Annotated in this window: 26 protein-coding genes; 1 reads left to right on the forward strand and 25 read right to left on the reverse strand. The window is 37.9% G+C overall.

Annotated elements, in window-relative coordinates; translation table 11 throughout:
• Positions 1-7: 7 nt before the first annotated feature.
• From AB3I72_RS04150 to licT, 5 genes are all read right to left on the reverse strand, one after another.
• Entirely contained in the window at positions 8-685 is a 678-nt protein-coding gene (locus tag AB3I72_RS04150) for a TetR/AcrR family transcriptional regulator (protein WP_002367146.1), read from the reverse strand.
• 147 nt (positions 686-832) lie between these two features.
• A complete protein-coding gene (locus AB3I72_RS04155) occupies positions 833-1,402 on the reverse strand; it encodes a guanylate kinase (protein WP_002367148.1) in 570 nt (189 codons plus the stop codon).
• A gap of 123 nt (positions 1,403-1,525) precedes the next feature.
• The gene (locus tag AB3I72_RS04160) at positions 1,526-2,971 is read right to left on the reverse strand and encodes a glycoside hydrolase family 1 protein (RefSeq protein ID WP_002382651.1); all 1,446 of its coding nucleotides are present in this window, start codon (positions 2,969-2,971) and stop codon (positions 1,526-1,528) included.
• Positions 2,972-2,995: 24 nt separating this feature from the next.
• A complete protein-coding gene (locus AB3I72_RS04165) occupies positions 2,996-4,876 on the reverse strand; it encodes a beta-glucoside-specific PTS transporter subunit IIABC (protein ID WP_010715394.1) in 1,881 nt (626 codons plus the stop codon).
• Positions 4,877-5,038: 162 nt separating this feature from the next.
• Complete coding sequence (gene licT, locus AB3I72_RS04170; protein ID WP_086279986.1) at positions 5,039-5,881, reverse strand: BglG family transcription antiterminator LicT; 843 nt, start codon at positions 5,879-5,881, stop codon at positions 5,039-5,041.
• A gap of 300 nt (positions 5,882-6,181) precedes the next feature.
• Between licT and AB3I72_RS04175 the strand changes: the two genes are divergently transcribed.
• Entirely contained in the window at positions 6,182-6,808 is a 627-nt protein-coding gene (locus AB3I72_RS04175) for an FMN-dependent NADH-azoreductase (RefSeq protein ID WP_002367152.1), read from the forward strand.
• A 61-nt stretch (positions 6,809-6,869) separates the two neighbouring features.
• On the opposite strand, the gene AB3I72_RS04180 is transcribed toward AB3I72_RS04175, so the two are convergent.
• The 20 genes from AB3I72_RS04180 to AB3I72_RS04275 all read right to left on the reverse strand — a co-directional run bounded on the left by AB3I72_RS04180 (position 6,870) and on the right by AB3I72_RS04275 (position 24,112).
• On the reverse strand, positions 6,870-8,039 hold the full coding sequence (locus tag AB3I72_RS04180) for an AI-2E family transporter (RefSeq protein WP_002381494.1): 1,170 nt from the start codon (positions 8,037-8,039) through the stop codon (positions 6,870-6,872).
• Positions 8,040-8,043: 4 nt separating this feature from the next.
• Entirely contained in the window at positions 8,044-8,412 is a 369-nt protein-coding gene (locus AB3I72_RS04185; RefSeq protein WP_002356567.1) for a PTS glucitol/sorbitol transporter subunit IIA, read from the reverse strand.
• A gap of 127 nt (positions 8,413-8,539) precedes the next feature.
• Entirely contained in the window at positions 8,540-8,716 is a 177-nt protein-coding gene (locus AB3I72_RS04190; protein ID WP_002356564.1) for a DNA-directed RNA polymerase subunit beta, read from the reverse strand.
• Positions 8,717-8,729: 13 nt separating this feature from the next.
• Positions 8,730-10,031: a UDP-N-acetylglucosamine 1-carboxyvinyltransferase gene (gene murA / locus AB3I72_RS04195; protein ID WP_002356562.1), complete on the reverse strand. Its 1,302-nt coding sequence runs from the start codon at positions 10,029-10,031 to the stop codon at positions 8,730-8,732.
• Positions 10,032-10,133: 102 nt separating this feature from the next.
• A complete protein-coding gene (locus tag AB3I72_RS04200; RefSeq protein WP_002367155.1) occupies positions 10,134-10,370 on the reverse strand; it encodes a DUF1146 family protein in 237 nt (78 codons plus the stop codon).
• Positions 10,371-10,558: 188 nt separating this feature from the next.
• Positions 10,559-10,978, reverse strand: a complete 420-nt coding sequence (locus AB3I72_RS04205) for a F0F1 ATP synthase subunit epsilon (RefSeq protein WP_002356559.1) — start codon at positions 10,976-10,978, stop codon at positions 10,559-10,561.
• Positions 10,979-10,994: 16 nt separating this feature from the next.
• Positions 10,995-12,401, reverse strand: a complete 1,407-nt coding sequence (gene atpD / locus AB3I72_RS04210; RefSeq protein ID WP_368023607.1) for a F0F1 ATP synthase subunit beta — start codon at positions 12,399-12,401, stop codon at positions 10,995-10,997.
• A gap of 73 nt (positions 12,402-12,474) precedes the next feature.
• On the reverse strand, positions 12,475-13,383 hold the full coding sequence (locus tag AB3I72_RS04215) for a F0F1 ATP synthase subunit gamma (RefSeq protein ID WP_368023609.1): 909 nt from the start codon (positions 13,381-13,383) through the stop codon (positions 12,475-12,477).
• Between the two features lie 15 nt (positions 13,384-13,398).
• Positions 13,399-14,955, reverse strand: a complete 1,557-nt coding sequence (atpA, locus tag AB3I72_RS04220; protein ID WP_002356555.1) for a F0F1 ATP synthase subunit alpha — start codon at positions 14,953-14,955, stop codon at positions 13,399-13,401.
• A gap of 28 nt (positions 14,956-14,983) precedes the next feature.
• Positions 14,984-15,526 carry an ATP synthase F1 subunit delta gene (atpH, locus tag AB3I72_RS04225; RefSeq protein ID WP_002356554.1) on the reverse strand — a complete coding sequence of 181 codons (543 nt, stop codon included), beginning with the start codon at positions 15,524-15,526 and terminating at the stop codon, positions 14,984-14,986.
• The gene (atpF, locus tag AB3I72_RS04230) at positions 15,513-16,043 is read right to left on the reverse strand and encodes a F0F1 ATP synthase subunit B (protein ID WP_002362573.1); all 531 of its coding nucleotides are present in this window, start codon (positions 16,041-16,043) and stop codon (positions 15,513-15,515) included. Before atpF ends, atpH begins: the two co-directional genes overlap by 14 nt.
• 137 nt (positions 16,044-16,180) lie before the next feature.
• Positions 16,181-16,402, reverse strand: coding sequence for an ATP synthase F0 subunit C (gene atpE, locus AB3I72_RS04235; RefSeq protein WP_002356552.1), 222 nt, complete (start codon positions 16,400-16,402; stop codon positions 16,181-16,183).
• Between the two features lie 48 nt (positions 16,403-16,450).
• Positions 16,451-17,170, reverse strand: coding sequence for a F0F1 ATP synthase subunit A (gene atpB / locus AB3I72_RS04240; protein WP_002356551.1), 720 nt, complete (start codon positions 17,168-17,170; stop codon positions 16,451-16,453).
• A 302-nt stretch (positions 17,171-17,472) separates the two neighbouring features.
• Positions 17,473-17,937: an SsrA-binding protein SmpB gene (smpB, locus tag AB3I72_RS04245; RefSeq protein ID WP_002356550.1), complete on the reverse strand. Its 465-nt coding sequence runs from the start codon at positions 17,935-17,937 to the stop codon at positions 17,473-17,475.
• A 12-nt stretch (positions 17,938-17,949) separates the two neighbouring features.
• On the reverse strand, positions 17,950-20,319 hold the full coding sequence (rnr, locus tag AB3I72_RS04250; RefSeq protein WP_368023610.1) for a ribonuclease R: 2,370 nt from the start codon (positions 20,317-20,319) through the stop codon (positions 17,950-17,952).
• Positions 20,319-21,092, reverse strand: coding sequence for a carboxylesterase (locus tag AB3I72_RS04255; protein WP_002384145.1), 774 nt, complete (start codon positions 21,090-21,092; stop codon positions 20,319-20,321). The genes rnr and AB3I72_RS04255 overlap by 1 nt, the downstream gene beginning before the upstream one ends.
• A gap of 145 nt (positions 21,093-21,237) precedes the next feature.
• Positions 21,238-21,474, reverse strand: a complete 237-nt coding sequence (gene secG / locus AB3I72_RS04260; protein WP_002356546.1) for a preprotein translocase subunit SecG — start codon at positions 21,472-21,474, stop codon at positions 21,238-21,240.
• 167 nt (positions 21,475-21,641) lie between these two features.
• Complete coding sequence (locus AB3I72_RS04265) at positions 21,642-21,917, reverse strand: GNAT family N-acetyltransferase (protein WP_325815575.1); 276 nt, start codon at positions 21,915-21,917, stop codon at positions 21,642-21,644.
• A complete protein-coding gene (locus AB3I72_RS04270; protein ID WP_002356543.1) occupies positions 21,907-22,191 on the reverse strand; it encodes a (4Fe-4S)-binding protein in 285 nt (94 codons plus the stop codon). Before AB3I72_RS04270 ends, AB3I72_RS04265 begins: the two co-directional genes overlap by 11 nt.
• Positions 22,192-22,282: 91 nt before the next feature.
• The gene (locus AB3I72_RS04275; protein WP_002356542.1) at positions 22,283-24,112 is read right to left on the reverse strand and encodes a heavy metal translocating P-type ATPase; all 1,830 of its coding nucleotides are present in this window, start codon (positions 24,110-24,112) and stop codon (positions 22,283-22,285) included.
• Positions 24,113-24,270 lie beyond the last annotated feature (158 nt).

The following is a 24,270-nucleotide window of genomic DNA, read 5'->3' on the forward strand; positions in this document are numbered from 1 at the left end:
CTTTTTGCTACTTATAAGCGCCATTTTTCAACCAATTTAATTTCATTTTTAATTGTTTGACTGCTTCAGTTGAATCATAGGCAGTATTTTCTCTTTGTTGACGATACCCATCAACAATTGTTGAGAAAACGGCATGCATCGCCGTCTGCATGAACCATGTGAATTCTTTTGGCGTTTCAATGGTTAATTTCGAACGATCAATTATTTGATAAAGATGTTCTGCATAGGCAGCATGGCCTTTTCTTCCTCTATGCTTATGACAGTGCTGTTTCCTATTTTTTTCCTCTTCTCCAGTCGCTAAATTATCCGTCACCCGACGTGAAGCACGATAATCCATGTTGACAAATAAATTCCGATAGAAAGAAGCATTCTCTCCAGTTAGCACTTCGACAATCATTTTGGAGAAATAGACATCCATGGCTTCGATTAAATCACCATTTTCTGCAATAATTTGTTTCTCTAAATCTCGTTCACTATTTTTTCTTAATGTCGCAAAGTAATAAAAATACAAATCTTCTTTGTTCTCAAAATATTGATAAAAGCTACCGCGAGGAATTTCCGCTAATTTAACAATATTTGCAATTGACGCTTCTTGTAAAGAATGGCGTGAAAATTCAATTTGCGCAGCATCTAATAAGCGTTGTTGCTTTTCTTCTGGCAAATGAAAAAACGTATTCGTAGGCATATTTGTGTTCCTCCCTTTTATGACACATTGTCATATGACACCATGTCATTATAGCACTCTCTATTCAGAACGCAAGTTTTTTACAAAAAAAATCAAGCACCTAGCAAGACAAAATTGATGTTAGATTCTGTCTCACCAGTTGCTTGATTAATAATAGTGTTTGATGCATTCTTGTAACAAGCCAGCGACCTCTTTTATAGGTCCATTGGCATCTATTCGTTGATAATTAGGATATTGTTCCAATTGGTTTTTGATAAGAATTTCTTGATCATAAAGGTTTAAACGTTCTTCAATAATTTTAGGATCAGATTCTCGTTGCTTTAAACGTTGATAAATATTTTCTTTTGAAACGTCAAAAAAAACTGGAATGACGGACTCGCCGAAACGCTCAAAGACCGCTTGAAAGCCTGGAAAAGTTAACGCATTATAGGCTGGATGCTCTTTCGTTGTTTCAACGATGGCAGCTACACCGACACCGTAATAGTTTCCATGGTAAAAATCATACTCCACTAACTGATTGGTTTCAATCAAGGTTTGAAAACTTGCTTTTGTTTCAAAATAGTAATCCACACCATCCACTTCATCCAACCGTTTTTTCCTCGTAGTATGCGAGATAACTTTATAGTTTTTCGGAAAAACCTTACTTGTAATTGCGGTCTTGCCAGAACCACTAGGTCCCATAATAACAAAAAATGGATGTTGTAATTGCTTAATCATTAGAAACGCTCCTCTCAGTTGTTTCTATTATAACGTATTGTGCACTATTTTTAAAAATTAATAGACGGCGGGAACAGAAGCAACAACCTGCTACGCTTATCTTGTTTTGTTTAATTACAATAACTAGTCTAAGTTTTGTCCATTAGTTTCGATAACTTGTTTGTACCAATTAAACGATTTTTTTTCATAACGGTTTTTAGTACCATTTCCTTCATCGTCTAAATCAACGTAAATAAACCCATACCGTTTACTCATTTCACCTGTGGAAGCACTGACTAAATCAATACAGCCCCACGGCGTATAGCCCATTAAATCGACGCCATCTGCAACTGCTTCTGCCATTGCTTCAATATGACGACGTAAATAATCAATCCGATAGTCGTCTGCCACATAGAAATTTTCGTCTACTTTATCAATTGCACCTAAGCCGTTTTCCACAATAAATAAAGGTTTTTGATAACGATTATATAATTCATTTAGGGCAATTCGTAAGCCTTCGGGATCAATTTGCCAACCCCATTCACTTGCTTCTAAGAAGGGATTTTTAACGCCGCCTAAAAGATTCCCATTTGCTGTATCGTTGGTAGTACCAGTAACATCGACAGCAGTCGACATATAATAACTAAAGCCAATGTAATCCACTGGGTATTCTTTTAATAATTCTAAATCGCCTTCTTCAATGACTAAGTCTTTCACAGCATATTTTTGATATATGCGTTCTGCGTATGCTGGATATTCACCACGAACTTGAACATCTGTACAATAATAATTAAACTCTTGGTTTTCAATCATTGTAGCAACTTGATTGACTGGATTCGAATCAATGCCATACGTTGTTGCATAAATAATCATACATCCAATTTTTAATTCTGGATTTAATTCATGGCCAATTTTTACAGCTTTACTACTTGCAACAAATTGATTATGCCATGCTTGGAAAATGTTTTGATAATCATTGGCTCCATTGCTTTTTACCAATCCTTGACTAAGTGCTGGAAAATGAAAAGCTGAATTAATTTCATTGAATGTCATCCAATAGTTAACTTTTTGGTGGTAACGTGTTAAAACAGTTTCCGCAAAACGTTCATAAAAGTCAACTAATTGACGATTTTTCCACCCGCCGTATTCTTTCGCTAAATGCAGTGGCATTTCATAATGAGAAATCGTAATTACTGGTTCAATGTTATAGCTTAAACATTCATCGATAACCGCATCATAAAATTTCAAGCCGGCTTCATTCGGTTGTGTTTCATCTCCTTGTGGAAAAATACGCGACCACGCAATTGAAAACCGATAACATTTGAAGCCCATTTTAGCAAACAACGCAATGTCCTCTTTAAAGCGATCATAGTGATCAATTCCTGTATGATTAGGGTAGCGATATTTCGTTTCGTCAATCGTCCAATCAAACGCTTCATCTCCTAAAATAGCGAAACGTTGTTTTCCTCCCGGCATCGCATCTGCCACAGATAAACCTTTACCGTCGGCTAAGTAAGCCCCTTCTAATTGATTGGCTGCGGTCGCACCGCCCCATAAAAATCCTTTTGGAAATTTTGTCGTTGTTGTCATACTTGTTCCTCCTCCAATTGTCTTTTATTTAATAATGGCTAAAAAGTCTTCACCATGTAACACGTCTGTTTGGTTCATATCCAAAACATCTAAATAATCATTCGTATTCGTTACCACAATCGGTGTAACTACTGGATAACCAGCTTCTTTAATGGCAGCAATATCAAAAGTAACCAGCAAATCTCCTTTTTTAACAGAATCACCTTGTTTCACTGATAATTCAAAGCCTTTACCATCTAATTCGACCGTATCCATGCCAATATGCATTAATAATTCAACGCCCTCTGTTGTCGTCAAGCCAACAGCATGTCCTGTCGGAAATAATGTGGTGATTTCACCATCTGCGGGTGCATACAGTTTGCCTTCAGTCGGCTCAATTGCAACACCTTTTCCTAAAGCACCTGACGCAAAAACAGGGTCTTGTACTTTTTCTAGCGGTAAAATTTCACCTTGAAGTGGACTTGCTAAAATAATTTTGTCTTCTTGATTCGTTTTTACAGGTGCCACCATCTTATCAGTTGCTGTTTTTTCAGTTGCTGTTTCTGGATTAGGTTGATCTTCAAAACGTAAGACAAACGTTAAGACAAACGCAATGATAAAGGCAATTCCGGCACCAATTGCACCAGTAATCATCGGTGCAGTATCTTTTGTCTCTGCAGGAATAAAGCCAGGCAAGCTCAACATACTAACCAAGCCAAACGTAAAGTTTTTCACGTGATTCATAGCCACAAATGCTCCACCGATACCGCCACCAATACAAGCTGCAATAAATGGTTTTTTCAATGGTAAAGTCACGCCATATACAGTTGGTTCAGTAATTCCAAAAATAGTCGTAATACTTGAAGACAAAGCCAAACCTTTTAATTTCACATTTTTTGTTAGGAAAAAGACAGCTAAAGCAGCCCCGCCTTGTGCAATAACGGCTGGTAATAACATTGGTACCATCGTATCGCCACCTTGTGTTAAGTTTAACATCATAATTGGTACAAAGCCCCAATGCATACCAAACATTACCAAGACTTGCCACAACGAACCCATTAATAACCCTGCGATAATTGGACTAAAAGCGTAAATTGCGTTGTATCCTTGTCCCAACCAATCGCCGATGACCGTCCCGATAGGACCAATAGCTAAGAAGGTAACAGGTGCCATAATAAGGAAAACAGCTAACGGAACGCAGATAATTTGTAGAAAACTCGGAATTACTTTTTTGAAGAAACGTTCCACATAACTTTGTGCAAAAACAGCCAAAATAATTGGTAAAACCGAAGAAGTATAGCCACTTGGCCCAATAATCACTGGAAGACCAGCAAAGCTAATTGTTTTGCCTGCTAAAGCAGTAATGCTGGGATGAACTAAGGCCATCGCCAAAGCAACCGCTAAAAAGGGATTAGTATTGAATTTTTTAGCAGCCGTAAACGCTAACATAATTGGTAAGAAAGTAAATAAGCCATCTGCAATCGAAAAGAGAACAAGATATACGCCTGAAGTGTCAGCTAACCAGCCCATAGTTACAGCTAATGTTAAGAAGCCTTTTAGAACCCCAGCGCCGGCCATTGCACCTAAAAACGGTGTAAAAATAGAAGAAATAATATCAATTAAACGGTTAAAGATATTTCCGCCACTTTCTTTTTCTCTATTATCAGAATCATTACCTAGTCCACTGTTGGCCATCAAATCCTTATAAACATCACTAACGTGACTGCCAATAACCACTTGATATTGTCCTGCACTTTGAACTACCTGAATAACATCTGGGTCAGCATTCAATGCAGCAGTATCTGCTTTATTTTCATCTTTTAATTTAAAACGTAAGCGCGTAGCACAGTGAACAACACTATTAACGTTGCCTTCGCCCCCGACAGCTTTTAACACACGTGCTGCAATTTCTTGATTTTTACTCATCTCTAGATCCTCATTTCCATTAATTTTTAATATCAAAAAAACCTACATTGAAAAAGAGCCAGATCCTTCTCTTCACAGCTGCGCAGTCTGCGAAAATCGTTATCGGTTTTTTCAATCTAGGTTTTGCCTGCATTATCAGTAACAATCCGCGATTATTGGTTGTTATGCTTTTTTATCATTGACCACTCTTTGGATATGAATGGTTAAATAAATCATTTCCGCTTGATCAATTGGTCGATCATAGCTTTTTAATAAATACTCATTAATACGTTGGACCGCTTGAAACGCCTTAGGATACTTTCCTTGGACCAATGCAAAAAGAAATTCGTCCTCCTCATCATGCGCTTCTTGTTTTAAATAACGTTGCGCAAAATATTGAAGATGTGTAACAATTCGTTGATAGTTCAATGAATCTTCATCAAACACCTGTCCAAAGTAGCGACTAATAATCGTTAAAATATCACGAACCATCTTGGTTGCTTCCATGGTAACTTCCATATTGCCATTTCCTTGTTCAGCATTCACAATATGAAAAGCAATGAAGCCCGCTTCATTTTCTGAAAATTGAATCCCTAGCTTTTCAGCAATAATCGCTAATGCTTGCTTTGCGATTTCAAATTCTTTAGGATAAAATTTGCGTGTTTCGAATACAAGAGGATTCGGAATATCAATTCCTTCTTTGGCTCGAAGTAACGCATAGTGAATATGATCCGTTAAAGTTAAATAAATATTTGATGAAAGCTCAATCGCTAGCGTTGTTTCTGCTAAATCAACGATTTGTTTGACGACTTCTACTTCTTTGGTGGGGACGTCTTCAAACAGCTGTTGGAATTGCCCTGCCATAGCGGAGTCCTTTAACACGAATTCCTTTTCAACATAATCTGGATTGATCGTGTCTCCAATCTTCTTTTGAAAGGCTAAGCCGCGTCCCATATAAACAATTTCTTCGCCTTGCTCATTTCTTGAAAGCACGACATTATTATTTAAAACTTTTTCAATCCTCATGATGAATGCAACCTCACTTTTTTATAAAAAAAGCCCAGAATCCCTCCACTGATTGTGTTAATGGAAGACTCTGGTTTTGCCTGCAAAGCAGTAACAATCCTTATTTACAAAGTAATAATAGCATGCTTTTTTTTAATATGCAAGCCTTTCCAAAAAATATTTTTATTTATTTTTTACTCTTTTGATCCATTTTAAAAAAAAGTTTACTAAAAGTAAAAAAAAGACTTGCTTTCTCTTACTTTTTATTAGTAAAATAGAGATGTTGAATTTTTAAACTATTTATTTTAAGGAGATTACACAATGTCAAAATTATTAGTTGTTAAAGCACATCCATTAACAAAAGAAGAATCACGCTCAGTTCGTGCGTTAGAAACATTTTTAGCTTCATACCGTGAAACAAATCCATCAGACGAAATCGAAATTTTAGATGTTTATGCACCAGAAACAAACATGCCGGAAATCGATGAAGAATTATTATCTGCTTGGGGTGCACTTCGCGCTGGCGCAGCATTTGAAACATTAAGCGAAAACCAACAACAAAAAGTGGCTCGTTTTAATGAATTAACTGATCAATTTTTATCTGCAGACAAAGTAGTAATTGCTAATCCAATGTGGAACTTAAACGTACCGACACGCTTAAAAGCTTGGGTAGATACAATCAACGTTGCTGGAAAAACATTCCAATATACTGCAGAAGGACCAAAACCTCTAACAAGTGGTAAAAAAGCCTTACACATCCAATCAAATGGCGGCTTCTACGAAGGAAAAGATTTTGCTTCTCAATACATTAAAGCGATTCTAAACTTTATTGGTGTTGATCAAGTCGACGGATTATTCATCGAAGGAATCGATCATTTCCCTGATCGTGCGGAAGAACTTTTAAATACTGCTATGACCAAAGCAACTGAATACGGTAAAACATTCTAAATTTTCCGAGTGATTTACAGCAAAAAGAGACAAGCAGTTCGTTCACTGCTTGTCTCTTTTGTTACGTAGATTCTTGTTGATCTGGCTTATCTTCATCATACAAACCAGAAACAATTTGGTACCACTCAAAAATGTGTGTAATTATCACCTTAGCTGCGGCATAAACAGGAATTCCTAAAATTACCCCGACAATCCCAAATAATTTACCAGACGTTAATAAAACAACCAAAATGGTGACTGGATGAATGGATAACTGACTGCCTAGGACAAGTGGTGAAATAAACCGACCTTCGACCGTTTGCTCAATGGCAAAAACAATCAAGACTTTAATTAACAAAGCTGGCCCGCTGACAATTCCTAAAAAGACTGCTGGAATCATGGCTAAAAATGACCCTAAATAAGGGATTAAATTTAAAAAGCCTGCTGCAATACCTAAAGTGACTGCATAATCTAAGCCAATGACAGAAAAACCAATCATAAACATAATTGCCACTGCGAAAGCGACAGTTAATTGTCCTCTAATATAAGAAGAGACTTGATCATTGACTTCTGCAAGAACTTTTAAGGTTGGTTTACGCATCTTCACTGGTAAAAACTTCATTAAATATGGCGCTAAGTTTTTGCCATCTTTCAGTAAATAAAATAGAATAAAGGGCATCGTAATGATGGCGACAAAGATCGTAGCCACCGCCCCAAAGAAATTACCAATTCCTTGTACTGTGAACGTTGAGACGTTTTTAATAATAGTACCTAACGAACTGACAACTTTATCGCCTGCCGCTTCAAGTTGTTCTCTAAATTGCGCGAAAAGTGGATCACTTAATATTTCCTGCGATTTTTGATCAATTGTATCAATATATTGAGGAAAATGATTTACAAAGCTGACAGATTGCTCACGAATTTTAGGAACGATTACAATACCACCCCAAATGAGTAGTGCCACAATTAAAATAAATAGGCCGATAATACTCCAGACACGTGAGATTTGTTTTTTCTCTAAATAATCGACAATCGGATTTAATAAATAATATAAAATTCCCGCCATAATTACTGGTAAGCCGACAACGCCGAAAAACTGCCAGACGGGCTTAAATAAATAAGAAACTTTCGTAAAAGTTAGAATAATTAACAGCACCAATAAGACAATCAGTAAGGCTGTTACTACTTGATTATTTAAAAACCAACGCCAAAACCAAGACAGGCGTTTATCAGTCGTTTGTTTTTTATCCATTGATTCACGCTCCATTTACTAAATAATCAATTGTTGTTCCAATAGTTATCTTTGGTAACTGATGGGGCGTTAAATAAACACCATTTCGGATAACATCATCCTCATCGGTTGGTGCATCAGCAAAGATTAAAGTGCTGTGAGCGATACTTTGCAAGTTACTATTGGCAAAAGAACCCACTTTTGTGATTGTATAATTTGTATCGCCAATTTTCAGATGATCTCCTTCTGCCAAGGTAACTTGGTCTTTTTCTGGGAATGATTGAATAACTGCATGTTGCTTCAAGGTATCGGTAGCAGTTTCTCCAAAAAGAATAATCATTTTTTCTGAATCATCGATTGCATGTTTGCCTATTTCTGTTACGGTTGCTTGCATCTTCCATCCCACTCCTTCATTATCTTACTTCTATTATTATAGCATAGAATAAAATAGATATTCAGGAAAAAGAAAAGGCGATGAACAATCGTCAATTGACTTTTGTTCACCGCCTTAAAATAAGTTTTTATTTAAAGAAGTTCATAATATGAGTCCAAATTTTTTCATCAAAGACATCCATTGGATTCCCATTTCCAATCAAACCATAACCAATCATTGTTCCCACAACAAATAAGATAATGACTAACGAAATGACCACTAGAATTTTCAATAATGTTACTAAAATATAACGAAATGAACTCATACGTTTGACTCCTTTAGATTACTGTCGTTGCTTGTTTTTCTTCAATTTTTTCATCATTGACGCGTTCAACGTTCGCGCCTAATTTTTGAAGTTTTTTATGGAACTCATAATAGCCACGATCTAAATATTTCAAATTAGAGACACGTGTAATGCCATTTGCACGTAACCCTACTAAAATCAATGCGGCAGCTGCCCGTAAATCAGTGGCTTCAACTGCTGCTCCTTGTAACTCGTTGCCACCATTAATAACGGCAATGTTGCCGTCAATTTTTAAGTCAGCGTTCATTCGACGCATTTCCTCTAAGTGTTGGTAACGATTTTCAAAGACTGTTTCTGTCACGATGCTTGTTCCTTCAGCAAACATTTGGATCGCTGTCATTTGCGCTTGCATGTCTGTTGGGAAACCAGGATGCGGCATTGTCTTAACATCTGTTGGTTTTAGATGTTTTGGTCCAATTACACGGATGCCGTTTTCTTCTTCTTCAATGATTGCACCCATTTCAGTTAATTTAGAGATTAGCGGACGATTATGTTCAGAAATTGCTTCTTCAATTAAAACATTGCCCTCAGTCATTGCTGCAGCTACCATGAACGTACCTGCTTCAATTCGATCTTGAACGATTGAATGCTCTACGGCATGTAATTTATCGACGCCTTCGATACGCATCGTTTCTGTCCCAGCACCGATAACATTGGCACCCATTTTGTTTAAAATGTTTGCTAAGTCAACGATTTCAGGTTCACGAGCGACGTTTTCAATGATGGTTGTTCCTTTCGCACGAACAGCAGCCATCATAATATTTTGCGTAGCGCCGACACTTGGGAAGTCTAAGTAAATAGTGTTACCGATTAGTTCATCCGCAATTGCTTCAATGTAACCATTTTTTTGGATGATTTTTGCACCTAATGCTTGGAAGCCTTTTAAGTGTAAATCAATTGGTCGTTTGCCAATGGCACAGCCACCTGGCATTGCCACTTTGGCATGACCATTACGAGCCAATAAAGGTCCCATTACAACGATAGAAGCACGCATTTTACTAACGTACTCATAGTTTGCTTCGATCCCTAAAGGTTGTGTTGCGTCTATTGTTACTTCATTCGCGTCTTCATCAAAATCAATGGCTACATTCAAATGCTTAATTACTTGATTCATTGTAAATACATCAGATAAAATTGGTACATTTTTTAAAGTAGTAACGCCTTCTTCAGCTAAAAGAGTAGCTGCTAAAATTGGTAAAACAGCGTTTTTGGCGCCTTCAATTTTTACAGTTCCTTCTAATTTTGTATTACCACCATGAACAATAATTTGTTCCATTTTGTTCCCCCCAAAAAAATGAGAATAGGTATTCCTATTCAAAATCTTTACTATTATACCATTATTCAACTAAAAATTGTACCTTTTTTTATTTTTCAATTTTTAAGGAAAATACACAATGAAAAGATTTCGACAAAGCGCAATCAATTCTAAAGCAAAAGAGCTAACTGTGTATCCGATAGCGATGGCTAAAAATACCATCAGCATTCTAATTTGCGGTGTAAATTGGGTTTTGAAAAATTGCTCAATACGCAATGATTGCAACGCCCAAAAACTTATGTAAATGAACATAAGATGACTAACGATTCGAACAATAGCATCTACTCCATAGTATTGCATAAGGAGCCTCCTTTTTTCTAACGTAGGAACATTTTATCACAAAATAATAAAAACCGATAATTAATCCACTTGAAATGCCAAAATTTGACACTATTTATTAAAAAATACGAAGAAATAGAGTTTAAGGCACCTGACTCAATAGCAAGCGCCTTAAACTCTACAAAAGTGACTGAATCCTTCAGCCTTTTTTACCCATGTTTCGATACGTTGATCCGGTTGATTGCACGATGCAAAGCAACAGTCGCACGACGTAGTTGATCGCGGTCGTCTTTTGCTTTGGCTTCTTCAATTAAACGTTCTGCTCGTTGTTTTGCTCGTTCAGCACGAGGTACATCGATATCTCGTTCACGTTCGGCACTATCGGCAATAATAGAAACGACATTATCACGGACTTCCATGATACCACCATTTACAGCTACCCAGTCAACATGTGTATCTGAATCGGTCCGTTTGATGCGGACTTCATCAATCGCTAGCGGAACGATGATTGGCGCATGTTTTGGTAAAATACCAATTTCACCATCTGTTGTTTTCGCCACAACGATTTTTGCATGGTGGTCATAAACTAGACCATTAGGCGTTACTACATTCACAGTAAGACTATCCATTGTGTTTGCCGCCTTTCTAGTAGTTTAATTGTTTCGCTTTTTCGATGGCATCTTCAATTTTACCGACACTACGGAAGGCTTCTTCTGGCAGATTATCATGTTTACCTTCAAGAATTTCTTTAAAGCCACGAACTGTTTCCGCAACTGGTACATAAGAACCAGGTTGACCTGTAAATTGTTCAGCAACGTTAAAGTTTTGAGATAAGAAGAATTGAACACGGCGTGCGCGACCAACAAGTACTTTTTCGTCATCTGATAATTCGTCCATCCCTAAAATAGCGATGATATCTTGTAATTCACGGTAACGTTGTAAAATATGTTGCACTTCGGTAGCCACTTCGTAGTGTTCTTCTCCAACAATTTCAGGAGCTAAGGCACTAGAAGATGAAGCTAACGGATCTACCGCTGGATAAATCCCTTGTTCGGTTAATTTACGTTCCAAGTTAGTTGTTGCATCCAAATGGGCAAACGCTGTTGCTGGCGCTGGATCGGTATAGTCATCGGCTGGAACATAGATTGCTTGAATAGAGGTAATTGATCCTTTTTTCGTTGAAGTAATCCGTTCTTGTAATTGTCCCATTTCAGTCGCTAAGGTTGGTTGGTAACCAACGGCTGACGGCATCCGACCTAAAAGGGCAGAAACTTCTGAACCGGCTTGGGTGAAACGGAAAATGTTATCAATAAATAATAGCACGTCTTGTCCTTCCACATCACGGAAATATTCAGCAATCGTTAACCCAGTTAAGGCCACACGCATCCGTGCACCTGGTGGTTCGTTCATTTGACCAAAAACCATGGCTGTTTTTTCAATAACGCCTGAATCTTTCATTTCATAGTACAGGTCGTTCCCTTCACGTGTCCGTTCACCAACACCAGTAAAGACGGAAATCCCCCCATGTTCTTGGGCAATATTATGAATTAATTCTTGAATTAAGACGGTTTTACCAACACCGGCACCACCGAAAAGTCCGACTTTACCACCTTTTAGATAAGGTGCTAATAAGTCAATAACTTTAATCCCTGTTTCTAAAATTTCATTACTGGTACTTAATTCATCAAATGCTGGCGCTTTTTTATGAATCCTACTACGTTCAGCATCTGCAGGGAATGGCGCTTCTAAGTCAATTGTGTCTCCTAAAACGTTAAACACACGACCCAATGTATCTTTACCAACAGGAACTGAAATTGATTTTCCTGTATCGATAACTTCCATTCCACGTTGTAAACCATCTGTCGATTCCATGGCGATAGAACGAATCACTCCATCACCTAGTTCTAAAGCGACTTCAAGTACTACTTTTTGTTTTGCTTCGCCATTTTTATAAACGACTAAAGCGTTGTTAATATCGGGTAAGGATTGATCTAATGAAAATTCCACGTCAACAACGGGACCGATTACTTGAACAATCTTTCCTGAACTCATAATTTCTTTCCTCCAGTCTTCATAAAGTCACACGCTTTGAACGTTTTTATAAACGTTCAAACGTAAGACTAGATTATTCTAGTGCAGCTGCACCAGCAACAATTTCTGTAATTTCTTGGGTAATCGCCCCTTGACGAGCACGGTTATAAGAAATTGTTAAATCGCTAATAATATTTTGCGCATTGTCAGTGGCTGTTTTCATGGCGGTCATCCCAGCAGCATGTTCTGCTGTTTTCGCATCAATGATCGCCCCATAAATTAAGCTTTCTGCATATTGTGGTAATAATTGATCCAAGATTGCTTCAGGTGAAGGCTCTAAAAGATATTCTTGTTCGTAAGAGGTCGCCTCTGATGGATCTAAATCAGTAATTGGCAACATTTTTTCCACACGAAACTGACTTGTTAGTGAGTTAACGTGGTGATTATAACAAACATACAATTCATCAAACACTTCGTTTTGGTACATAGTCGTTGCCGTTGTCACAATCTTACGGACTTCTTCAAACGTTGGTTGATCCGTTAAGCCTCTGAGCTCATAGGAAACATCGATTCCGCGTGCTTTAAAGAACTCCGCCCCTGTACCACCAATGGCGATTAAGGCATATTCTTTATTAGAATCGTGGTCTTCTTGAATCATACTCATGGTTTGTTTTAAGATTGAGCTATTGTAGCCACCAACTAACCCTTTGTCAGAAGTGATAACGATATAGCCTGTTTTTTTAACAGGTCGTTGTGCTAACATCACATGATAGTTCCCTTCACTAAGAGAAGATTGTTCTGTTTCACGTAATTCACTTAACTGAGCAGCTACTAAATGCGTAACGACACTACGAATTTTTGAAGAATATTCTTGAAAGCTTTTAGAGGCACCTTCTGACTTGGTCAATTTGGCTGCAGAAACCATTTGCATCGCTTTGGTAATTTGGCTTGTCTTTTTTGTTGATGCAATGCGTTGTTTGATTTCATTTAATGAAGCACCCAATGTTGCTCACCTCTCTTATGCGTTATCGATTTTTTCTAAAGCTTCTTTGGCTGAATCTCCGCTATTGTTTGCCGCTGCAAACATTTCAGAAAACTCTGTAATCGCTGCATCTAATGCATCAGTATCTGGTAAGTCTTTCGTAGTACGAATGGTTTCCAATAAGTCTGCATGTTTGCCATCAAAATAATCGAATAAATCTTGTTCAAAGTGTAAAATTTTATCTACGCTCACGCTATCTAAAAAGCCGTGTGTTAACGCATATAAAATTAAGACTTGTTTTTCTACAGGCAGTGGCGCATGTAGTTTTTGTTTTAAAATTTCTACCGTACGACGGCCACGGTTTAATTTAGCTTGTGTTGCCGCATCTAAATCAGAGCCAAATTGTGTAAAGGCTTCTAACTCACGGTAACTAGCTAAGTCTAAACGAAGCGTTCCGGCAACTTTTTTCATTGCTTTGATTTGCGCTGATCCTCCGACACGAGAAACAGATAACCCAGCATCAACGGCTGGACGAGTGCCTGCATAGAACAAGTCGCTTTCTAAGAAAATTTGTCCATCAGTGATTGAAATAACGTTTGTTGGAATATAAGCAGAAATATCGCCTGCTTGTGTTTCAACGAATGGTAAGGCTGTCATTGAACCGCCACCTAATTCATCACTTAATTTAGCTGCACGTTCTAATAAACGTGAGTGTAAATAGAAGACATCCCCTGGATAAGCTTCACGACCTGGTGGACGGCGTAATAGTAGAGAAAGTTCACGATAAGCCACGGCTTGTTTTGATAAGTCATCAAAAATAATTAAGACATGTTTGCCGTTATACATGAATTCTTCACCCATTGCAGTTCCTGCATATGGTGCAATGTAAAGTAATGGTGCTGGTTGTGAAGCCCCTGCAGTCACAACGATTGTATAATCTAAGGCACCAAATTTACGAAGTGTTTCTACTTGGTTACGAACAGTAGATTCTTTTTGACCAATCGCTACATAAATACAAATTACATCTTGTCCTTTTTGGTTAATAATTGTATCAATTGCAATCGATGTTTTCCCTGTTTTACGGTCTCCAATAACTAATTCCCGTTGTCCACGACCAATTGGTACGAGGGCATCAATGGCTTTTAAACCAGTTTGCATTGGTTCAGCAACAGATTGACGTTGCATAACACCGGGAGCTGTTGCTTCCACAGGACGTGTTTTGTCTGTTTTAATTTCGCCTAAACCATCTAATGGTTGACCTAATGGATTAACAACACGGCCAATCAAAGCTTCCCCAACGGGTACTTCCATGATTTTGCCTGTGCGTTGTACTTTATCTCCTTCACGAATGGTTTCAAAATCGCCAAGGATAATAATCCCTACATCATTTGTTTCTAAGTTTTGTGCCATTCCGTATGAACCGTTTGAAAACTCAACAAGTTCTCCACTCATGGCATTTTCTAAACCGTGGGCGCGGGCAATTCCGTCACCGACGTAAGTGACTGTTCCAACTTCTTCAACAGCAAGCTGTTGTTGATAGTTTTCGATTTGTTCTTTAATCAAGGCACTGATTTCTTCTGCTTTGATAGCCATTCAATTCACCTCTTTGTAGTCCTAAAGATTATTTTAATAACTTCTGCTGCATATGTTCTAATTGTTTGCGGATGCTGCCATCGATTACTTGATGGTTTGCTTCAATAACCACTCCGCCAACAATTGACGGGTCAATTAAATTGACTAAATGCGCTTGTTCATACCCTAATAATTGGGCAGCTTTTTCTTCCATTGCTTGATGTTGTTCTTTTGATAAAGGAATGGCTGTTGTCACTGAACCCAAAATTAGTCCTTGGTGCTCATCATAACGTCGTTCATATTCATCAATCATCAAGAGCAGATCGTACATGCGACGATATTCGTAAACCACTCGCAAAAAGTTTTGCATCATTTCACTAAAACCTGTTACTAGTTTTTCCATGATGCTGTCTTTTTCATAAGGTTCTAAGCGATCATCACTTAAAATATCGCCAATACCAGGTACTTGGTGATAGACTTCGCGAAGCGTCAATAATTCTTGATAAATTGCTTCAGCTTGGTTCTTTTCAACTGCCAACTCAAACAAAGCCTTGCCGTAGCGTTTACCAACTGTATATTTATCTAGTTTCATTTGCTTTACCTAAACTTTCAATATAAGAATCAATCAATGCTTCATGTGCATCTGGTGTTAATTCTTTATTTAAAATTTTGGCTGCAATTTGAAGAGAAAGATCTGCCACTTCATTTTTTACTGAAGACAATGCTTCTTCACGTTCTTGAGAAATATCTGTCCGAGCTTTTTCGCGTAAGCGAGTAACTTCCGCAGTTGTTTCTTTTAATGTTTTTTGGCGAGTCTGTTCTCCACTTTCTTTCGCGTTTTTAATAATTTCAGCTGCTTCTGATCTGGAAGAAAGTAATTGTTGTTGACGTTCTTTTTCCATTTTCGCTGCTGCTACGCGAGATTGTTCTGCAGAGTCTAAATCGTTGGCAATTTTTTCTTCACGTTGTGTCAAAATATCTACGATTGCTCCCCATGCATATTTCTTTAATAAGAGCATCAAGATTAAAAATGCACCACTGACAACAATCATCGTGCCTAGTGTGGTACTAGGAGCCGTTTCACCGACTACCAATATAGTAAGTAGCATGAAGTCTCAACTTCCTTTCTTGCAAAAATCGATTTAGCTTCTTCAACTGCTTTATCACTAGCTATTGAAAAGGCTAAAGATAGAAGAAAGCAGTGACGGTCCCGATAATAATCAGCGTCCTGCCTCCATTTTATTGCTTATCTGAATAAAAGTAATAAAGAAACAACGACACCTAAAATTGGCACAGCTTCGATTAAAGCGACCCCGATAAACATTGTTGTTCTTAATTGACCAGACATTTCTGGTTGACGAGTCATTGACTCGATTGTTTTTGAAATAACTTGTCCGTTACCGATAGCGGCTCCGATAGCTGAACCGAAAATTGCAATTGCTGCTGCGATAAAATTTAATCCTTCCATTGTGTAAAATCCTCCTAAAAGATAATTTTTGTCCTTCGTATTTCTTGATTATTCTTCTGTTTCAATTTTGTGTGACATATAAACCATTGAAAGTGTCACAAAGATAAACGCTTGGATACATCCAATAAAGATTGAGAATGCTACCCAAATCATTTCTAGCGGAATTGCTAGTGGGATAACCCATAATCCGACGCTTGCTACGGTTCCAGCAATTAAGCCCAATAGAACTTCGCCGGCAAAAATGTTTCCGTACAAACGCAAGCCTAATGTTAATAGATTCGTGAATTCTTCCATTAATTTTACCGGTAGTAAGAAACCAACGGGTCTTAAATAACTATTAACTAGATAGCCTTTAAAACCAAAGCGTTTCATACCAAAGAAGTGTGTTAAGACAATCATCATCATCGCTAACGTTAAGGTTACGATTGGATCGGCGGTTGGACTTTTCCAAACGCTGAGATCGTCGCCCACAACGATTTTTGTAACGAGACCCAAGATGTTTGAAACAAGTACAAACATGAACAGGGTAAACGCCATTAAATGAAAATTGCTCACTTCTTTACGAGGTAAATTGTCTGTAATGATTCCACGAATAAAATCCACTAACCATTCGATGACCGTTTGTTTGCCTTTAGGTCGTAGCTTCATATTTCTCGTACAAGCATAGACAAAGGCGAAAACAATGATACACGTCAACAGCACCATCAAAACAATGGTTCCATCAAACCAAATTGGTCCGATATTGAAGAGTAATTTCTTCTCTTCCAAATCAATTCACCTCTTTTCCAACAATCTTTCAGAAGTTTCATCCTACTCCTGAGTGATAATCCCTGGCAAAGCTATCGTACCACCACTTGTTGATAATTTACAAATAGTTTACTTTTAAAATTTCATGTGTTGAAAATTGGTTGGAAAACCTTTTCCATAAACCAATCTAATGCAGGGTGGTACTGCTTTCCGAAGCGATTAAAAAATGAATCATTTACATTCATTTACTCAACACTTACCAGATTTTACACCTAATCCGAAGAAAGGCAAGCAAATATGCGAAAAAGAATAAATTTACATTTTTAACGTCGGTTATTTTTTAATGTTCGGCTGATTTGTCGGTCAACTTCCTTACGTTTCAAGTCTTCACGCTTGTCGTACTGCTTTTTCCCTTTAGCTAAACCAATCAAAACTTTGGCATAGCCGTCTTTAATATAGACCTTCAAAGGTACCAATGTGATACCTGTATTTTTGGTTTCGCCGATTAACTTATTAATTTGTTTTTTGTGTAATAATAATTTTCTGGTACGTAATGGGTCATGATTAAAAATATTGCCCTGTTCATATGGACTAATATGAACATTATACAAAAAGGCTTCTCCGTTTCGAATTCGTGCAAAACCATCTTTTAAATTGATACGACCATTTCGAATAGATTTGATTTCTGTTCCTTGTAAAACAAGCCCAGCTTCAACCGTATCGATAATTGAATAATCATGTCTAGCTTTGCGGTTTTGTGCAATTAATTTTCCTTCCCCTTTTGGCATAAGCGACCTCCTCTACTTCTTCTTTTTCCCTTTTTTATTTTTTTGTTTCATTGCTTCTTTATAAAAAGGTTGTTTTTTGCCTTTGCCTTTTTTCTTATTTTTCTTTTTCTTACCATCAAATGATTCATCTTTTTTATTTCTTCGTTGATTATTTGAACGAGTTGAAGAATTGGCTTTACCTTTTTTACGTCCTTTTGGTCCTTCGACTGGCGCGACTTCCTCAGCTGAAATCAATTCAAAATCAACTTCTCTTGTTTCTGGATCAGCTTTTTCAACACGGATTTGAACTTTCTGACCAATTTTCAAAGTCATTCCCGTCCGTTCACCAACTAACGCCATATGATTTTCAATAAAGTGGAAATAATCTTGTTTTAAGTTGTTCACGTGAATTAAGCCTTCTATTGTATTAGGCAGTTCCACAAAGATACCAAATTTTGTGACAGAGCTGATGATCCCGTCATACGTTTCTCCCACTTTATCTACCATAAATTCGGCTTTCTTCATAGCGTCCACTTCACGCTCTGCATCAACTGCGCGACGTTCCATACTTGAACTATGATTGGCAATTTCTGGTAATGCTTCGTTCCATTTTTCTTGATTTTTTTCAGATTGATCTTGGCTATAGCTGCGAATCAAACGATGCACAATTAAATCTGGATAACGACGTATTGGTGAAGTAAAATGCGTATAATATTCAGCAGCCAACCCATAGTGTCCGTAGTTGTCTTCTGAGTATTTCGCTTGTTGCATACTTCTTAGCAACATCGTATTGATAACCACTTCTTCCGGCTTATTTTCAACTTGCTCTAAAACTTTTTGTAAATCTTTCGGTGAAATGTTTTCTTTTGTTCCTTTAACAAGAATGCCAAGTACTGCAGCAAAATCAAAGAAACGTTGCATTTTTTCTTCTTTTGGTTGTTCATGAATCCGATAAATGAATGGCAGTTTTAAGTCATGATAATGACGTGCCACAGTTTCATTCGCTGCCAACATAAAAGATTCAATTAATCGTTCACCCACGCCACGCGTGCGTAAAAGAATATCTTGGGGATGACCATTTTCATCAACTAGGACTTTGGCTTCACGATCTTCAAAAGAAATCGCACCACGGCGCATACGCATCTCTTCTAATATGTGGTGCAGCTCGCCCATCTCTTTAAACATGGGAACTAGCTCTTTGTAGCGTTCTAACGTTTCAGGTTTTTGCTCTTCTAAAATTTCATTGACTGCTGTATAGGTCATTCGCTCCGTTGTTTGGATCACACTTTGGAAAATTTCATGCGAAATAACTTCTCCTTCTGGTGTAATTTCCATCTCACAGCTCATGGTTAAACGTGGAACATGTGGGTTAAGCGAACAAATCCCATTTGATAATCGCTGCGGAATCATTGGCACAACTCGGTCTGTCAAATAGACACTTGTGCCACGTTCATACGCTTCCATATCCAATTGGCTTCCTTCAGTTACATAATAAGAAACATCTGCAATATGCACCCCTAAAAAGAAATTGCCATTCGCTAACTTTTGTACCGTTACTGCATCATCTAAATCTTTCGCATCTTCTCCATCAATCGTCACAATCAACTGATCACGTAAATCCCGACGACCGACTAAATCGCTTTCTGCAATAGTTTCTGGTACTTGGTCCGCTTCAGCTAAAACTTCATCAGGAAATGCTGTGGGAATTCCATGAGCCACTACGATTGATAAAATATCCATTCCTGGATCATTTTTATGACCAATCACTTGTTTGACTAGTCCTTCCATACTCGTTGGATATTCTTGATCTGGATAATAGGTAATTTCAGCAATGACAATGCTACCATCTACTGGCTTAATCCCTTCAGGTGCAATCGATACAGTATACTGATTCAATTTCTTATCTTTGGGAATCATGTAGCCATACAGTCCCATTTCTGCCATTTCTTCTTCACTATATGCCACAAATTCTCCGACAACTTGGCTCACTGCTCGCTCTTTAATTTCTTTGACTTTACCTTCTGCTCCGCGATCTGAAAAAGAATCCGCATGTTGGATCACGTCGATTAAAACCGTGTCCCCATCCATTGCAAAGTTCGTTGCCTCTTTAGGAATATAAACATCTGGTTCTTCAGGATCGATGGTTACAAAACCAAAGCCTCGTTCATTTGCACGAAACGTTCCTTCTATTAATAAGTCTTTCATTGGTAACAGGACTTTGCCTTTTTTGTTGAAACTAACTGACTTTTCTCGTTCCATTTGTGCAATGGTTTGCACTAAAATTTTAAAATCTGAACTTTTTTCTAAATTCAAGCCTTGTGCAATTTCTTCCATTGAAAAGCTTTTCTTTTTTTGGCTTTCCATGAAATGTAAAATTTGCTCTTTAATTGTTTGTTTTGTCATTATTTCTCCTCATTCCAAGGTAGTGTTGCTAAAAATTGCACCACATCTTGCTCTAATTGTTTGTGTTCTCCACTCACCGTAATGACATGTCCGCTGTTTGGGTACCATTGTAAGGTCACACGTGCTTGTGTTAGCGCTTGGGCCGTTTGATAGACGCCCATTGGCTCAATCATTTCATCTTTGCCAGCTTGCGCTAAGAAAAGAGGTGCGTGGATTTTGTTTAGTTTGTCTGCCGTCTGACTAGCAATTGTTTCAATCGCTCCTAATTGTTGTTTGACTCGTTGCTCAATCGATTGCAACCGGCTTTGTTGTTCCTCTGCAGGAACTTCTGCGATTTTCATCACGTTTTCTGCGTATAATACAAAATTTTCTGGGACTTTATTTTCGACAGGGTAGATCGGTGAACAGAAAAATCCACCACCAATTAATCCTGTTAATTGTTCCGTTAATGCATGCATACTGAAAATCCCGCCCATTGATAAACCAAAAATGGCAATTTCTTGGTAGCCTCTTTCTCTCAAAAAAGCGACTGCTTCTTGTGTATCTTGCCACCATTGTTCCGTCGTTTGATCTAAAATATCTTCAGGAACTAGCGTGCCATGTCCTGAAAAATTAGGCGAATAGACAGTATAATTTTCTTTTTCTAAACGTCTGCTTAACATCCGTACATCATTACTGCTGCCAGAATAAGCGTGTAATAAAAGGACCGCCCGTTTTCCTTTTTCTGAAAATAACGGCTTCGGTAAATTGATTTTTTTTGCCACTTCGCTCACCTCAGCTTCATTCTATCATATTCTCAAAAGAAAACCTTCCGAAATGATAAGTTTCAAAGACTTTTTCAGAAAGAAAAAGAACAGAAAAATAAGTGTTCGCACTCATCTCTCTGTTCTAAACTTGTCATTTTAAAAGATTACGTACTTATTTTGAAGATAAGAACGCCAAAACAAATAATAAAATCATCCAAATTGCGCCAAGAACTGCTGTTGAGCGTTGCATAACAGCTTCAAAACCGCGCGCTTTTTGCTTCCCAAATAATTTATCTGCACCGCCAGTGAAGGCACTTGCTGCACTGTTTTGTTTGCTTGGTTGCATCATAACAGTAATGACGATTAAAACAGATAAAATGATGACCAACGTTAAGATTAGATTATACATGCGTTAATTCTCCTTTTTATACAAATATGCGAAATTCATCTACTTTAATGTAGCATATTTTATCTGTAAACACCAGTGAAATTTAATGTCTTTCCTTATTTGTCTCTAATAGCAACAGCCGCAAGTAGGAATCAGATTCCTACTTGCGGCTGTTGCTAACTTATTTTTTATTTTCTCAATACGTCTCCGTATTCAGGTTTAGTATCAAATTCTTTTTTGGCAAATGGACATAGCGGAATAATTTTTTTATGCTCTTTTCTCGCTTTTTCAACACCGGCTAAAACAAGTTTTTCAGCTAATTTTTGTCCACGATAAGTTGGATCAACAAACGTATGGTCAATAATCATCATGCTTTCGCCAGCATCTGACCAAGTCATTTCACCAATTTCTTGGTTTTCATCGTTATATAGAGCAAAATGATTGTTTTCTTCTTTAATTTGCATATTCGTTCCCTGCTTTCCGAATATATTTTAGAGCACCACTTGGACATGAATCTACCACAATCATGTCATTTTCAACACTTCCGTTATCTGGAATAATCCATGGTTTCCGACCAACTTCAAAGACTTCTGGATTTCCGCGAACACAATTACCAATATGTTCACAAATATCTTTATTATAAAAGATATCAATTCCTTCCCCAGTATATTTACGGTAGCCTTCTTTTAATAGTTGTTCTTCCGTGACTGGTTGCCCATCTATTTGGTTTCCTTTCATTGCACAATCTCTCCCCTGTAACTTATTAATATTAAAAACGTACCTTTATTTTACCACTAAGCTGGACATTCAGGCAATTAATTGTTCCACCTTACTTGCCAATTCGACGAGCACGCAAAGCAGATAAGATTGACACAGTGTCCACGACTTCTTGTAGCATAGCCCCGATTAGCGCCGGAATGATCCCGGTACTAGCAATTAGCATTAGTAAAACGCAGATAAAAATTCCGATTAATACAGATTGTTTGGCAATTTTCATGGTATCTTGGGCAATTTCGACCGCTTGGCTGACTTTACTTAAGTCATCTTTTAAAATAACAACGTCAGCAGTTTCACTAGCCGCAGTAGCTCCATGAGCGCCCATAGCAATACCTACGTCTGCAGCGGCAAGCGAAGGTGCATCATTTACACCATCTCCTACCATGATGACTGGATGGTTTTCTTTGGGCAATTCTTTTAGAATAGTTAATTTATCTTGTGGTAAACATTCCCCATGTACTTCGGTAATTCCTACTTCTGCAGCAATCGTTTCTGCGACGGATTCTTGATCCCCCGTCAGCATTAAAATTCGTTGAAGATGTAATTGGTGTAATTTTTCCATAGTCTCTTTTGCTTCTGGGCGTACAGTGTCTGTAAAAGTAATTCGGCCTAAATATGTGCCATTACGTGAAATATGAATAGTCGTTTTATCAATTTTTTCAGTTGCTTGAGACTCTTGTGTCACAAAATTCTTTTTACCTACCCGTATCTCAGCACCATCCACAAATGCCTTCACGCCAGCACCAGAAACTTCCGCTAGATCTGTAATATTTTTTAATGGGACATCTTGCTTTCTGGCATAAGCAACAATTGATCTAGCTAAAATATGACTTGATTCTTGTTCCACGCTTGCTGCCAATCCCACTAATTCAGCAGCAGTTATTTCAGCATTGATTGGTTGGACTTGATCAACAGAAAGTTGTCCTTGCGTAATCGTGCCTGTTTTATCAAACGCAATCGTTTTTGCAGAAGCTAATTTTTCGACCATCGTTCCAGATTTAATAACGACCCCATGACGACTTGAACGACCCATCCCTGCCACTAAAGCAATTGGGGCAGATAGAATTAAAGGACACGGCGAAGCAACAACTAAGACTTCCGCAAAACGTGTCGGACTTTTTGAAACAAACCAAGCAACACCTGCAATTAAGTAGGCAACTAGTGTAAAAGGTACCGCATAGCGGTCTGCTAAACGTACAAAATGAGCTGGACGTGCCGCAGATTCTTTCACTAAGTTCACAATTGTTTGATATTGACTGTCGGCTACAGTTTTTTCAGCAACCATTTTCAAAGAGCCATCACCATTCACGGAACCCGACATTAATTCATCACCAGGATTTTTTTCAATTGGTTTTGATTCTCCTGTTAATGAAGATTCATCGACTGTTGATGTCCCGGTTTTTACCAAGCCATCAACTGGAACTAGTTCCCCTGGTTTTACTACTAATTCATCGCCAACATTGATTTCCTCAACAGAAACATCTTCTAAATTTTCGCCATTCAAGCGATGAGCTTTTTGTGGCGAGTTATCCAATAATGACTTCAGCTCTTGGTTAGCTTTTCCAGCGGCATAGTCTTCTAATGAATCACCACCAGTCAACATAATTAAAATCATCAAACTGGCCCAGTATTCTCCCACAGCTAAGGTCGCGACGATAGCGGTAATCGCTAAAATATCGACACCATATTTTCCTTCACGTAAGGTTTGAATCATTTCCCAGAACATCATTAACGCCATTACAGAACCTGTTATTAAAATAATGCCATACGCCCAATTCGGCTGATGTAAAATAAATTCAAATAATAATGCCAAAACTCCTGTTATAATTGTAATCCCCAATTTTGTTACATGCTTCATCTCTTTTTCTCTCCCATCATTCACTTTACATTATTGAGCGTACCTTTTCTGTTTTGAAAAAGAAAGTGAAAACGCCTAAATGAAAACGACTTTCATTATCATAGAATAGAGGTCGGGACAGAACCGTTTAGCTCCGAGAACTCTCAAGGACAAAACTGCGACGAGTCTTTGACGAGAAAGCA

Origin of the sequence: Enterococcus sp. GC34 (genome assembly GCF_040886645.1) — a bacterium.
Classification (GTDB): Bacteria; Bacillota; Bacilli; order Lactobacillales; family Enterococcaceae; genus Enterococcus; species Enterococcus faecalis.